The sequence below is a fragment of the Leptodesmis sp. genome, assembly GCF_052746595.1.
This window is the reverse complement of the sequence record NZ_JBRAGO010000033.1, coordinates 1-13,313: the sequence shown is the minus strand read 5'-3', so window position 1 is coordinate 13,313 and position 13,313 is coordinate 1. Positions and strand designations below refer to the sequence as shown.

The following is a 13,313-nucleotide window of genomic DNA, read 5'->3' as shown; positions in this document are numbered from 1 at the left end:
GGCACGGTTTGGCCCGAAACCAATCCCCATTCACTGGGGAGAATCCGACCCAATTAAACGTGGTCCCATCATCGGCACGCTTTCCAATGCCGCACACCGAAATGTGATTGGCAGTCATTCTGGGTCGTATGGAGTTTACCGTGCTCTGGCTGTTGCCAGTGGCAGGCTGCAATCCAATCATCGAGCTGACCTGACAAATACGGCTCCGGCAGAACGAATTGGCCCCCATCCATCCTGGTTTGACCCCAATAAAAATTGTCTCCCTGGATCCCTTGGGTGCTCTGGTTGGAGAGGTTTATGCAGCTTACCAGGAGCAGGGATATGATATTCGTCCCACGATCGCGATTACCAAAGCCCACATTAGTATGCCGGAACTGGCCGATGCAATCGCCAAAGGACGGTTGCAGGTAGACGGGACGCTAGTGAAAGGGGGGGCGATCTGGTCGTCACCAAGGCCGCGATCGAACCTGTCTGGTATCTGCCGGGATTGGCAAAACGGCTGCAGGTCAGTGAATCAGAATTGCGCCGCGCTTTGTTTGAGCAAACAGGTGGGATATTTTCCGAACTGGTAACTCGTCCCGATTTGCATGTTTTTTTATCGCCGATCGGAGGGGCAACGGTTTACATTTTTGGTGATCCTGCCACCATCACTGATCCAACTAGACCATTAGCCGTGCGGGTGCATGATGAATGCAATGGCTCAGATGTATTCGGCTCAGACATCTGCACCTGCCGTCCCTATCTGGTGCACGGCATTGAAGCCTGTGTACAAACGGCTCAGGAGGGAGGAGCTGGGGTCATCGTCTACTTACGCAAGGAAGGCCGCGCCCTGGGAGAAGTCACCAAATTTCTCGTCTATAACGCCCGAAAACGGCAGGAAGGGGGCGATCGCGCCGATGCCTACTTACCCGTACCGAATGTGTAGCCGGAGTACAGGATATGCGCTTCCAGGAACTGATGCCGGATGTGCTGCACTGGCTGGGCATTACTCGCATTGATCGCTTTATTTCCATGAGCAATATGAAACACGATGCGATCACGCGATCGGGCATTGAAATCGTTGAACGGGTGCCCATTCCTGACGACCTGATCCCAATGGATGCCAAGGTGGAAATTGAAGCCAAGAAAGCCGCGGGTTACTATACCGAGGGTGAGGTTCTGAGCGAAAGAGGTTTAGCAGAAATCAAAGGACGTAGTTTAGGCGAATGAGCCTGAACCTGAAGCTTTGTGCCATTGAAGATTTAGCTGCCCAGATTACCTACTTGCGCTCTCCGATCGCCATCCGCGAGCGCTGCACCCAACTGTTTCAACTGGCCTGTTCTGACCAGTTGCACTACTTCCGGTGCGACTTGAGCTAGTTGGAACGGGTGGCGGGTTACGTAATTGCCGTCACTCGTCAGCAGTATTTGCTGGCCTACGAAGTCACACGCGATCTGCCGCTGAAGTATGAGCAGATCAAGACTCCCTTAGCAGAAAGGCAAGCCCCTGTCCTGGCAGCAGAAAAGAAACTGGTGATTGTTTCGATCATGCGGGCAGGACAGGGTATTTTGGATGGCATGTTGCGACTGATTCCTTCGGCTCGCGTGGGTCATATTGGCCTGTATCGGGATCCAACTACCTTGATTACTGTGGAGTATTACTTCAAGTTGCCCCACGATACGGAAGACCGGGACATGATTCTTGCGGATCCGATGATCGCCACAGGAAACTCCGCGATCGCTGCCGTTGATCGGTTGAAGCAAACCAACCCTAAATCTCTGAAACTGGTTTGCTTACTGGCCGCGCCGGAGGGCATCGAAAATTTTCACAGTCACCATCCCGATGTTCCGATCTACACGGCGGGCGTGGATGACAAGTTGGACGAACACGGGTACATCATTCCGGGCTTGGGGGATGCGGGCGATCGCTTATTTGGAACAAAGTAGGTAGCGATTTCTTCCACTCAAGACAATCTCAACAGTACTACCGATGTTAGCACCACCGTAGCCCAGATTTTCTGTAAACTGGGGGCACTTTTGTTGGTGCTTGTTGCCATGATTCTGTCCGATCTAACGCATTATCCTTATCTCTCTGGTCGTCGTGTGGTGATAGGGCAGCGGGGGGCTGTGGCGACTGGTCAACCATTAGCGACGCTGGCTGGGATGGAAATGTTGTGGGCGGGGGGAACGGCGATCGATGCAGCGGTGGCAATGGCGATCGCCCTAACCGTCGTGGAACCCGTCTCTAATGGCATTGGCGGAGATAACTTGGCGCTGGTGTGGGATGGGCAACTGCATGGCTTGAATGCATCGGGGAGAAGTCCGGCACGATTCACTCCAGAGCTATTCAGTGATGTCGAGCAAATTCCGGCTCTGGGTTGGCGCAGTGTGACTGTACCAGGAGCCGTTTCAGGCTGGCGATCGCTCTGGCAGCGGTGGGGCAAGTTGCCTTTTGAGAAATTATTTGAACCGGCAATTCGATATGCAGAAGAGGGGTATCCCGTATCGCCGGAAGTTGCAGTTCACTGGCGGCAGGCGGAATCGACCTTTCTGCCCTTAAAGCAACCGGAGTTTAAGGCTTTTCAAACTGTCTTTTTTCCCCAAGGACGGGCACCTGCTGCTGGAGAAGTGTGGCGCAGTCCGGCTCATGCAGCCACCTTGCGGGCGATCGCTGAAAGTGAGGGAGAGGCGTTTTACAGGGGTAGTCTGGCCGATCAAATGGCTGAATTTGCCACTCAGACAGGAGGTTTCCTGAGCTTGGCGGATCTGGCGAACCATCGGGCAGATTGGGTGGCTCCGATTTCCACCACCTACCGGGGCATGACGGTCTGGGAAATTCCCCCGAGCACGCAAGGAATTGCTGCCCTGATGGCCTTGAACCTGCTATCGGAAATTGAGTTATCCCAGTATCCACGGGAGTCTGTCGAAAGTTATCACTGGCAAATTGAAGCCATGAAACTGGCATTTGCCGATACCTATGCCTATGTGTGTGATCCGGCCTGGATGAGGGTAGAGCAGGAACATCTTCTGAGCCGGGACTATGCTCGCGATCGCTATCGCCTGATTCAGGACACCGCAATTCCGTTAGCCAATCCCGGTTTACCGAAAGGCGGAACGGTTTACCTGGCAGCCGCCGATGGCGATTTGATGGTGTCGTTAATTCAGTCTAACTACATGGGCTTTGGCAGCGGTGTACTAGTACCGGGAACGGGAATTGCGTTCCATAATCGCAGTCTAGGTTTCAAGCTGGAACCTGGTCATCCCAATCAAGTTGCACCTGGAAAACGGCCTTTTCATACAATCATTCCCGGTTTCTTGACCCAGGATGGTCAGCCGATCGGCCCGTTTGGGGTCATGGGTGGGCCAATGCAACCCCAGGGGCATTTGCAAGTGGTGGTGAATCTGGTGGATTACGGCATGAATCCGCAGGCGGCATTGGATGCTCCCCGTTGGCAGTTTGTGCAAGGCAATCGGGTGTTGCTGGAACGTACTGTGGCCGGGACGATCGCCACGGGATCATCCGATCGCCAGCATCTGATTCGACGGGGTGGATTTTTCGGTCGAGGACAGATGATTTTGCGACGCAACGGCGTATTAGTGGCAGCTTCAGAACCGCGTGCGGATGGGCTGGCGATCGCCTGGTGAGCTTTAATTCTGGTACTGCTATGTATTAATCCGCCCCCCCTCCAGGCAGGGTTACGCTATGACGAACTGGCAAGCGGGGAATGCTTTCCTCACCTGTATGGCCCCCTTTCTCATCAGCCCATCATCTCATTCCCCCACCTTCCCCATGCCCATTCCAGCCATCGCCAATAACGCGGTCCCATAAGCCGCCTCAACGTGGGCAGAGGGTAAAACAGGCACTTGTAAATGACGCTGGCGAATGGCTATCCAGGTAGGATTGGATGCGCCTCCACCGGCAGTATACACTTTGGTGAGAGGGGTAGCACCGAGAGATTGCAACAACTGATAGCCGTGTGCTTCGATGCGGGCCATACTCTCCAGCAAGCCGTGCAGAAATTCCACATTGCTCTCTGGTCTGGGATCGAGTCGGGGAGGCAGGAGTGGGTCGTTGATCGGAAAGCGTTCTCCGGGGCGAGTTAAGGGATAGTAATCCAGAGGGCTGGGACGATCGCGATCAATTTCTGCACTTAAGGAGGCCAGTTCAGCCGTTGAAAAAAACTGTTGTAAAACGACTCCTCCCGTATTCGAAGCTCCTCCTACCAGCCACAAGTCCCCCAGTCGATGGCTGTAAATCCCGTATTGCCCATGCTCAACCGGGGTGTGGCTCAGCAGTTTCAAAACCAGCGTAGACCCCAAGGAGGTGACAGCTTCTCCAGGGGTATTGGCCCCACTGGCAAGAAAGGCCGCAATGCTATCCGTGGTGCCAGCGCAAACCTGGCAACTTTGTGGTAATCCTAGCTGCTCAGCAACCGTGGGTTGAATGCCCCCAATGGGCGTTCCGGGAGCCAAAACTTTGGGCAGCAGGGATTGCACGTCCAGATCCGCAAACCAGGTGGGATAGCAGAGTTGTTCCACATCATAGCCCAATTTCAAACTATTGTGATAATCACTGATACCGGGTTGACCGTGCAGCAAAAAAGCTAGCCAATCGGCTTGATGCATCAGATAGCGGGCCTGGGTAAAGCAGGGTTGTCGTTTCCACCAGAGCAATTTGATCAGGCTGGAGGTGGCATTGAGTACATTGTCCTTGCTGCATACATGGGGATGCCGCTCGGCAAAAAACTGTTGCAGCCAGGGCAATTCTGCTGCTCCGCTGGCATCGTTATACAGCAGAGGCGGCATGAGGGGTTGACCATTACGATCGCACAACAACACAGTAGAAGAGGTGCCATTGATCGCGATCGCCTGGATCCTGGCTCGCTTGTTCAGAGGAATGTATTGAATGAGATCCAATAAAACTTGTTTCCAGTAGGCTGCCTGCTCAGTGAGCGGAATGTTGCCAAACCGCTGGCTGATCTCTGCTTCCTGTTGGCAGTCCTGATTTAGCACGATGGCCCGTGCTCCCGATGTGCCAAAGTCAATCCCCAAGTAACAATTCATTGCTTTTTATTACAAAAAATTAAGAAATACTTAAATCTGTCTTTTAGATGACGTTTGATCAAAATTGAACTGATTAAAGTTCAATGCTTATAAGAATCGAATTGAGTTGAGCTTGGAGGATTAGCATGGCGTATACATTCGAGTTGCTCGGTGTATCTCCTGTGTTGGATTTTTTCAATCATCAACAGCAATTATCGCAGCGCAAGCATCATAGCGGAGTGGAGTACTTAAGCGCTTACCACTGTACCCTGGATGCATTCATTCAATCGATCGAAACCGTGCCTCCTGAACGAGGCTGGCGATTGGATCAGGCTATTGACACCGTGGTTAATTTTTGGCTCAGCAATGTGGAAACAGTACGTCACTGGAAGCAGCGCTTAGAGGATGCGGGAGGGCAAAATTTAGTCGTCGCCCGATTGGGTGATTTGCGATCGCTGCAAGCCGAGTTTGAGCAGCTTTTTAGTTAGCCAAAAAGGATGAGATGGTGAGCGGCTCAAGACTTGGGGTGAATCATGTCCCTACTTGCGTCCCAAGTACCACACTAAACTGACAAATAACAGTATCCCAGTTACGTATTTGACTAAATCTGGGATATTGGGTTGGGGCGAAAAGAAACCTTCGATCATGCCTGCCAGCGCCAGCATGGGAACCAGGCCAAACACCAGTTGAGCCGCCTGAGTGCCATACAGTTTCAGGGCATCTGATCGCCGATATTGGCCTGGAAATAATAAAGCTCTGGCTAACAAGAAGCCTGCACCCCCAGCGAGAAATATGGCGGGTAATTCCAGCGATCCGTGGGGAAAGACGAAGGCCCAAAAGGGAACGGCTAGATTATTCTGACCCGCCAGCGCACCCACCGTACCAATTAGTAAGCCATTGAATAGCATGATGTAAGCTGTGAGCAGTCCCCCGGTCATGCCACCCGCGATCGCGCCAAAGGACACCTGAATGTTGTTGATCATGATGCTGCTGGAAGCAAAGGGTTCAATGCCAACGATCGACCCTGTCCACAATTCGCCGCGATCGCGCACCTGATGGATCATTCCTGATGGCACCACCAAACTGATGAACCGGGGATCATGCCAGGATAGCCACCAGGCCACTAAGCCAGCCAATCCAAACAGAGCCGTGGCTAAGGCAATGTAGCCCCGCGATCGCTGCACAACGGCTGGAAAGCCCCACTGAAAAAACTCCAGGACCGCCTGCCATTCTTGCCTGCGGGATCCTTGATAGATTTGGGCATAGCCCCGCGCAGTAAGGGATTGCAAGTCGCTAACCAGGCGCTCCCCTACCTGATTGGTCTTAGCACGAGCCAGATCGCCGGATACAGAACGGTAAAGGCTGGCAATCTGGCGGATTTCTTCAGCAGATAGAGCTTTCACACCACGAGCTTCCAGCTTTTTCAGGAGGGTATCCAGAGCCTGCCAGGTCGGTTGGCGACGACCAATCCAGCGTTGAATATTCATAAAGGTTCACATTTGATGGGAATCAAAAAAAGGTGGATTAGGATAGCGACATCACTCACCCGTCTACAGGAGTTTAGCGCATGGCTCAAAGCGCCAGTTCACCGAATCCCATGCAGCCATTAAGTGTGGGAGATGTCGTTACTACCGGATTCCGGCTTTATGGTGCCCAGGCCAAGCCGTTTTTGCTGATTTCATTGATAGCCACCTTATGGGTGTTAGTGCCATTTGTGGTGGCCTTTGCGATCGCCCTGTTTTACGTCGTGACCCAGGATTACTATGCCTTTTTAGGGTTGTTAATCCCGGCCTGGATTGTCTTACTTCTCTACTGTCTGGGAAAGTATCTTGCCAATTCCGCTTTGATTTCCCGGCTCTCGTTCAAAGAGTTGATCAATCAGCCTGAATCCCTGACGGAGGCCCGCCGCTATACTCGTTCTCGTGTGTGGAGCTTTTTGCTGGTGGCATTGGCGGTTACATTGATTTTTTTGGGTATTACTATTGCCTTTTATTTGGCGATCGCCGTATTGGGATTTGGTGCGATCGCGGCTTTGGGTGGTTTTCCTGGTATTGCTACAGGTGATACAAATCCAACTTTAGCCATTATTTTGGTTCTACTATTCATACTAATTTTAATAGCAGCCCTTGTATTCTTTGGTTGGCTCAGTGCTCGCTTATCTGCGGTAGAACTTCCCTTAGCTGTTGAACCAGAAACAACGGCTTTGCAAAGTATCAGTCGGTTTTGGGAATTGACCAAAGGCAATGCCTGGAGAGTCCTTTTAATCCTGTTGATCACCTTTTGCATCACACTGCCGATTCAACTGATTGCCCAGTTTCTTAGCACTACTGCGCAGGTGATTGTCACAGCTATGGTGCCGCAAGAGTCTGCTCCTGCTGCTGCACTGCAGGTATTAACACTATTGCTGGTTTATATGATGAGTTTTGCCTTGGGAATTGCACTTCTCCCCTTATGGCAGACCGTTAAAGCCACTATTTATTTTGATCTACGAAATCGGCGGGAGGGATTAGGGTTGCAACTCCGCGATCGTGGGTTAAAGGAGTAAGATGGTATGCGATTCTTAAATCGAGTCTCCCTCTCCACACCGGAAAGTGTAGAACTGGATTTCACCCTGGCGGGAATTGGTAATCGTACCCTGGCCCTGTTCATTGACTACCAGATTTTGCTGCTGATCTTACTGGCCTTCTGGCTGTTATGGGGATTGTTTACACTGGGGTTATTCAGTGTGCTATCAGCCAGCAACCTTAATTACAGTTCGCTTCCCTGGTGGTTATTAGGTATCGCCATCTTACTCAACTTTGCGATTTACAGTGGCTACTTTGTTTATTGCGAAGTCATGTATCAGGGACAAACTCCCGGCAAACGATTTACCAAAATTCGCGTTGTCCGAGATGATGGCCGTCCTGTTGGTTTATCTCAGGCTGTGTTGCGATCGTTGTTACGTCCTGTGGATGATTTCTGCTTCATTGGTGCCTTCTTTATTCTGTTCGGCAAGCGGGAAAAGCGAATTGGTGATTGGGTTGCCGGAACCTTGGTGATTCAGGAGCAGCGTGGCGATCGTATGACAGCCCTAACCATCTCTCCAGCCGCAGAGCAATTGGCTACTAAATTACCGATCCTTGCTGATGTCACTCAACTGATTCCTGATGATTACGCCGTCGTGCGCGAGTATTTACAACGGCGTGCCAAGATGACGGCTAAAGCCAGAACCGAGAAAAGTATGGAGTTGGCCCGTCAATTGCGAACTATCATTGGTCTGGAAACAACTCCTCCCAACACCACCTCGGATCAATTTCTGGAAGCCGTATACCTGACCTATCAGCAGATGCAGGATAGTTCAAAAGACGCAACCTCCTAGTAGTCGGTAGTTAGCTGAGTTAAGGATAAAGCGGATACCATAGCATGCTCGCTATTTCTTGGCCGAACTTGACCCTGTAACCATTGAGCCTGTACATCAGAAAGGCCAGGAGTGGTAACCCCTGACCCGAAGGAGGTGTTTTAGCTAGCTGAAAGATCTGTTACAGAACTCCCAGATTTGTTAACCCCAGAATAGTTCCAGCCCCAAGAATATGACCGAGAGCGAGACTGCCAAAAACAGCAGGCGTACTCATGCCGCCAATCGGAGTTGCAGGGCCAACATCTTGCCGCTGAATGCTGAATTTTCCGATCGCGATCGCAAGAATGTTGCACAGGATCATAACAATGCCAACATTCAGTCCCCAATCAGATGCCCGTTCTACGGCAAGTGCTAATAACGATGGAGTAAGCAATTGACTATCTCCTTTATTTCAAAATCTTAAGCGATCATTGTCCAAAAATTCGCTACAGGTAGATAGCGATCGCATTAATAGTTAACATTCCAGTTTGACTTTATAGTACTGATGAACTACTCTATAAAAAGTTTTACTAGTCCGCATGTGAAAGAGGCTATTAAAACAAGGTGATCAGCGCTTTGTCATCACTACTTCCATAGACCTATCCAAGCACAGTGATCATGTCTCGAACCTTTCTTCCTATTCTGGCTATGACCGCGATCGTTCTGAGTCCAGGAACGCCTGCAACCTTTGCCCAACCTTCTCCTGAAGCTACCCCTCGATCCTATCCAGACGACACCCTTAAAATGGTCATGGAGATCAATCCCGATTGAATGATAGCCAACGGCAGGCGTTCCAGCGCTTCCTGCAAACGGCTAGCCTGCCCCGTACCAAAATTGGTCAACGCTGCCAGTACTACGGCAAACCACAGGTATGGTGTTTACTTCTAGATCCCCCGGTTGCCGAAAGAGTGTTTCAGCAGCTCAAAACCCAGTCCTTTGGGACAGCCGTAGATATTAGAACCGTTCGCCGTTTTAGGGGAGCGGAAAAAGGTTAGGGGAATTGACAGAGTGGTATTGTCCACCCTGTTGCTCCTGCCTGCCTCCTTGCTCCTTCCAGGGTTGGTTTCAAATCCTGCCTGTCTACTCGCCTGAGGCTGTCGTCGGATTGCTCAGGTAGGTGTAAACAATGCGAGACACATCCTGAATAAAATCTCTGGCTCTAGGATCATCATAGGCACTCTCCACTAGGGCTACGACCACATATCGTTTCCCCATCGGCATTTGCACAATTCCGGCATCTCCCAACAAAAAGCCGATGTCTCCGGTTTTATGGGCGATCGTCGCTCCTGGCCCCAGACCCACCACTAACAGCTTGCGGTTCCGCACTCGTTGCAAAATGTCGATCGCCTGAGCCTGACTGCGAGGAGAGAGCATCTGCTGACTGTTCAGCATTACCAGCAGTTTGCCTAACTCCTTAGGAGTGGTGACATTGGTGCCTTTCAAGTCAGGGAGCCAGTTTCGCATTCCGGTTTTCTGCAAGCCCCAGCTACGAAAGCGCTGATTCAGATACTGGATACCGCCCATACGCTTGATGATCATGTTGGTGGCCGTGTTGTCGCTGATGGTGATCATCTTATTGGCCGTTTCCAACACACTGAATTTACTGCCTACGGGTAAATCCTGCATTTCGCCGGAGCCACCTACCACGACATCCCGCGTCATGGTCAGGGTTTCATTGAGGTTAATTTTTCCGGCATCCACATCCTGAAACAGGGCAATCAGGATCGGCAGTTTGATAATGCTGGCTGTGGCATAGACGCGATCGCCATTAATGTCCAGATAGTTGCCTGTCTGCAGATCCAGCACATAGAGTCCGGTTCCCAGGGAGGAATACTGAGAAGATTTGAGAGTAGCCAATCGTTGCTGCAGCCAGGTTAAATTACGCCCTGCGGGAATCAGTCCCCCAAAGGTATCGCCCGGCGGAGCAACAGTGGCCAGGGGTTGAGAAAGCGGAGCCATCACCGGACGGGTACTGTTAGGGAACAGGACAGGACGGGCAGGAGTGGCCGGGATGGGATTGGCAATCGTCCCGCTGGCCGTAGCATCCATTCGGGGAGTGGGTAATTGCACTGTCCAGCGGTTGGTCGTCAGACCGCGAATTTTTACCTGTTGCGGGTCTACGGTGTAACCGGGAGCTAACTCCACCACCACTCGCGTGGTTTGAGCATCAAATTGACCAATCCGCACATTTTGTACCGCACCCCCAACGGATTGATTGATCTTCGGTCGGCCTAACCGGATTCCCGGCAGATCAACCACCAACCGGGTAGGATTGGCGACCAGTTGGGCGGAGGGTTGCACGCCCTGATCTGTAATCAGTTCGAGTTGATTTTGCTGGGCATCAAACCGCCAGGATTGAAGGGTATCGGCCTGAGCCGCGGCAGTGGATAGCCATAAACAACCCGTGACACCGGAGAGAATCCAGGGAAAACGTGTGAGAGATGACATAGTCAGCAAAAGTGCAATTAGGGTGAATTATGCCTTATTTAGGGGGGCATTGATGCAGTTGTTTTCTGGAGTCCCACGTATGCTGTTTTTGGTTGGGGATTGGGGATGGGGAATAGGGGGATTAGGGATGGGGGAAAGATGGGATTAATTGCGTCTGTACGGAGTTGGGGTAGGTGAATGAAAATGGTTGTCGTTAAGGGTAGCAAGGAGCAGGGGGAATGGAAGTCTATGATGTGGTGATGATTGGCGCAGGCCATAATGGATTGGTCTGTGCGGCATATCTGTTAAAGGCGGGTTACAGCGTCTTGCTGCTGGAAAAACGTCCGGTTCCGGGTGGTGCAGCGACAACGGAAGAGGCTTTACCAGAAGAAGCACCTGGATTTAAGTTCAATTTGTGCGCGATCGACCACGAATTTATCCATCTGGGGCCAGTGGTGCAAGAACTGGAATTGACCAAGTATGGCCTGGAATACCTGTTTTGTGACCCCGTAGCCTTCTGTCCCCATCCGGATGGCAAGTATTTTTTGGGACATCGATCGCTGGAGCAAACCTGTGCCGAAATTGCCCGGTATAGTCCTCGTGATGCCCGCAAGTATGCCGAGTTTACGGATTACTGGTTGCGAGTGATTCGGGCTATGAGTCCCATGTTCAACGCCCCCCCGCGATCGCTACTCGACATCGCCGGAAACTTCAGCGCTGGCAAGGTGAAGGATTTAATTTCCGTAGTTGGTTCTACTGATAAAGCGATGGATTTTGTCCGTACCATGCTCACCAGCGCTGAAGATTTGCTCAACGAGTGGTTCGATTCGGAATTTCTCAAAGCACCTCTGGCCCGATTGGCCGCAGAAATGGGTGTGCCTCCCTCACAGAAGAATTTGGGAATCAGCACGATTATGATGGCCCTGCGGCACGATCCGGGGATGGCAAGACCGAAAGGGGGCACGGGAGCCTTAACCCAGGCACTGGTGAAGTTGGTGCAGGCACTGGGAGGAAAAATTCTTTGTGATCAGAAAGTGGAAAAGGTGCTGCTGGATGGCGATCGCGTGGCAGGAGTGCGAGTGGCGGGAGGCACCGAATACCGGGCAACGAAAGGCGTGATTTCCAATATTGACGCTCAACGGTTATTCTTGCATCTCATGGATCCAGTAGATGTGAATGCGGTGGATTCGGAGTTGAAAGAGCGATTGGAACGGCGGATCGTCAACAACAATGAAACGATTTTGAAAGTCGATCTGGCCATGTCTGAACCCCTGCGATTTGAGCATCACCATCATCGGGATGAATACCTGATTGGTTCCATCCTGATTGCCGATTCGGTGCGCCATGTGGAAATTGCCCACGCGGATCCGGCACTGGGACGAATTCCCGATGCGGATCCATCCTTGTATGTGGTGCAGCCTACGGTATTAGATCCGACAATGGCCCCGGCAGGAAAGCACACGGTCTGGATTGAGTTTTTCGCGCCCTATCAAATTGCCGGATTGGAAGGCACCGGGTTGTATGGAACCGGATGGACAGATGAGTTGAAACATAAAGTGGCCGATCGCATTGTGGATAAGCTGGCGGAGTATGCCCCAAACGTAAAAACCGCAACCCTGGCACGACGGGTGGAAAGTCCGGCAGAACTGGGAGAGCGGTTAGGAGCCTTGAAGGGTAATTATTACCACCTGGACATGACCCTGGAACAGATGGTCTTTTTCCGTCCCCTGCCGGAAATCGCCAACTACAAAACTCCTATCGCAGGATTATTTTTGACGGGAGCCGGAACCCATCCCGGTGGCTCTATTTCCGGGATGCCGGGACGTAACTGTGCCAGAGTCTTTTTGCATAGCCAGAAGCCCTGGGCCACCACCTGGCAAGATGCTAGAGAGTCGTTGCGATCGCTCTTGAAATCCAGATAGCAGCATTCCCCACCCACAGCTAAAACTGTATAACCAGCTAGCACTCCAAAATCTAAAATCTAAAATCCAAAATCGAAACCCCTTCCCCACAACAAAACCAGCAGCAGAGAGCAACAATCCCTTGATCTGTCAGAATGAGTTCAGGATTGAGGAACAACCATGACCTCCATACAAACACAAGCAGAGATGACTTTGGAAGAGTTTTTACGACTTCCAGAGACAAAACCTGCGAGTGAATATGTTGAAGGTCGTATCTACCAAAAACCTGTGCCCCAAGGAAAACATAGTCGCCTACAGACCCGACTTCCGACTGCCATCAATCAGCAGTTGGAACCTCAGCAATTAGGGGGTGCTTTCACAGAATTGCGATGTACCTTTGCGGGTCGATCCATTGTTCCAGATATTTCCGTGTTTACCTGGGAGCGCATTTCGCCAGATCAGAACGGAGACATTCAGAATGAATTTACGATCGCTCCCGATTGGAGCCTTGAAATTCTTTCTCCGGATCAGTCCCCTACCTAAATCCGTCGCAGTGCTCCGCCCATAGCCGCAGGCTTGGGGGGAGGT

General features: G+C 51.5%; 17 protein-coding genes and 2 pseudogenes. 15 read left to right on the top strand and 4 right to left on the bottom strand.

What is annotated here, in order from left to right; genetic code table 11:
• The 8 genes and pseudogenes from ACUVQO_RS09475 to ACUVQO_RS09440 form a co-directional block, all read left to right on the top strand.
• A pseudogene (locus tag ACUVQO_RS09475) lies at positions 1-325 on the top strand (hypothetical protein); the annotation flags it as partial.
• Positions 219-484, top strand: a pseudogene (locus tag ACUVQO_RS09470) (GTP cyclohydrolase II); the annotation flags it as partial. The pseudogenes ACUVQO_RS09475 and ACUVQO_RS09470, both read left to right, overlap by 107 nt.
• A 3-nt stretch (positions 485-487) precedes the next feature.
• Complete coding sequence (locus ACUVQO_RS09465) at positions 488-925, top strand: hypothetical protein (RefSeq protein ID WP_445925655.1); 438 nt, start codon at positions 488-490, stop codon at positions 923-925.
• A 14-nt stretch (positions 926-939) separates the two neighbouring features.
• On the top strand, positions 940-1,209 hold the full coding sequence (locus tag ACUVQO_RS09460) for a hypothetical protein (RefSeq protein WP_445925633.1): 270 nt from the start codon (positions 940-942) through the stop codon (positions 1,207-1,209).
• Entirely contained in the window at positions 1,206-1,358 is a 153-nt protein-coding gene (locus tag ACUVQO_RS09455; RefSeq protein WP_445925632.1) for a hypothetical protein, read from the top strand. Before ACUVQO_RS09460 ends, ACUVQO_RS09455 begins: the two co-directional genes overlap by 4 nt.
• A gap of 9 nt (positions 1,359-1,367) precedes the next feature.
• Positions 1,368-1,925, top strand: coding sequence for a uracil phosphoribosyltransferase (gene upp / locus ACUVQO_RS09450; protein WP_445925631.1), 558 nt, complete (start codon positions 1,368-1,370; stop codon positions 1,923-1,925).
• Between the two features lie 108 nt (positions 1,926-2,033).
• Positions 2,034-3,623 carry a gamma-glutamyltransferase family protein gene (locus ACUVQO_RS09445; protein WP_445925630.1) on the top strand — a complete coding sequence of 530 codons (1,590 nt, stop codon included), beginning with the start codon at positions 2,034-2,036 and terminating at the stop codon, positions 3,621-3,623.
• 6 nt (positions 3,624-3,629) lie between these two features.
• Positions 3,630-3,794, top strand: coding sequence for a DUF952 domain-containing protein (locus ACUVQO_RS09440; protein WP_445925654.1), 165 nt, complete (start codon positions 3,630-3,632; stop codon positions 3,792-3,794).
• Here ACUVQO_RS09440 and ACUVQO_RS09435 read toward each other — a convergent pair.
• Entirely contained in the window at positions 3,750-5,042 is a 1,293-nt protein-coding gene (locus ACUVQO_RS09435) for an FGGY-family carbohydrate kinase (protein ID WP_445925629.1), read from the bottom strand. The two genes, ACUVQO_RS09440 and ACUVQO_RS09435, sit on opposite strands and share 45 nt — an antisense overlap.
• A gap of 125 nt (positions 5,043-5,167) precedes the next feature.
• Between ACUVQO_RS09435 and ACUVQO_RS09430 the strand changes: the two genes are divergently transcribed.
• Positions 5,168-5,509, top strand: coding sequence for a hypothetical protein (locus tag ACUVQO_RS09430; protein WP_445925628.1), 342 nt, complete (start codon positions 5,168-5,170; stop codon positions 5,507-5,509).
• Positions 5,510-5,560: 51 nt separating this feature from the next.
• Here the strand turns inward: ACUVQO_RS09430 and ACUVQO_RS09425 are convergent, their stop codons facing one another.
• Positions 5,561-6,508 (bottom strand): stage II sporulation protein M, encoded by a 948-nt coding sequence (locus tag ACUVQO_RS09425; RefSeq protein WP_445925627.1) that lies wholly within the window; start codon positions 6,506-6,508, stop codon positions 5,561-5,563.
• 80 nt (positions 6,509-6,588) lie between these two features.
• On the opposite strand from ACUVQO_RS09425, the gene ACUVQO_RS09420 reads away from it, so the two are divergent.
• Together ACUVQO_RS09420 and ACUVQO_RS09415 are read left to right on the top strand one after the other, a co-directional pair.
• Positions 6,589-7,566, top strand: coding sequence for a hypothetical protein (locus ACUVQO_RS09420; protein ID WP_445925626.1), 978 nt, complete (start codon positions 6,589-6,591; stop codon positions 7,564-7,566).
• Positions 7,567-7,572: 6 nt separating this feature from the next.
• The gene (locus tag ACUVQO_RS09415) at positions 7,573-8,379 is read left to right on the top strand and encodes an RDD family protein (RefSeq protein WP_445925625.1); all 807 of its coding nucleotides are present in this window, start codon (positions 7,573-7,575) and stop codon (positions 8,377-8,379) included.
• 160 nt (positions 8,380-8,539) lie between these two features.
• On the opposite strand, the gene psaK is transcribed toward ACUVQO_RS09415, so the two are convergent.
• The gene (gene psaK, locus ACUVQO_RS09410) at positions 8,540-8,791 is read right to left on the bottom strand and encodes a photosystem I reaction center subunit PsaK (RefSeq protein ID WP_445925624.1); all 252 of its coding nucleotides are present in this window, start codon (positions 8,789-8,791) and stop codon (positions 8,540-8,542) included.
• Between the two features lie 224 nt (positions 8,792-9,015).
• On the opposite strand from psaK, the gene ACUVQO_RS09405 reads away from it, so the two are divergent.
• Both ACUVQO_RS09405 and ACUVQO_RS09400 read left to right on the top strand, forming a co-directional pair.
• Entirely contained in the window at positions 9,016-9,168 is a 153-nt protein-coding gene (locus ACUVQO_RS09405) for a hypothetical protein (RefSeq protein WP_445925623.1), read from the top strand.
• On the top strand, positions 9,165-9,392 hold the full coding sequence (locus tag ACUVQO_RS09400; RefSeq protein ID WP_445925622.1) for a hypothetical protein: 228 nt from the start codon (positions 9,165-9,167) through the stop codon (positions 9,390-9,392). The genes ACUVQO_RS09405 and ACUVQO_RS09400 overlap by 4 nt, the downstream gene beginning before the upstream one ends.
• Positions 9,393-9,477: 85 nt before the next feature.
• Here the strand turns inward: ACUVQO_RS09400 and ACUVQO_RS09395 are convergent, their stop codons facing one another.
• Positions 9,478-10,845 (bottom strand): serine hydrolase, encoded by a 1,368-nt coding sequence (locus ACUVQO_RS09395; protein ID WP_445925621.1) that lies wholly within the window; start codon positions 10,843-10,845, stop codon positions 9,478-9,480.
• A gap of 218 nt (positions 10,846-11,063) precedes the next feature.
• Here ACUVQO_RS09395 and crtO point away from each other — a divergent pair, with 218 nt between their 5' ends.
• Positions 11,064-12,746: a beta-carotene ketolase CrtO gene (gene crtO / locus ACUVQO_RS09390; RefSeq protein WP_445925620.1), complete on the top strand. Its 1,683-nt coding sequence runs from the start codon at positions 11,064-11,066 to the stop codon at positions 12,744-12,746.
• Positions 12,747-12,905: 159 nt separating this feature from the next.
• Positions 12,906-13,268: a Uma2 family endonuclease gene (locus tag ACUVQO_RS09385; RefSeq protein WP_445925619.1), complete on the top strand. Its 363-nt coding sequence runs from the start codon at positions 12,906-12,908 to the stop codon at positions 13,266-13,268.
• The last annotated feature ends 45 nt before the right edge of the window (positions 13,269-13,313 follow it).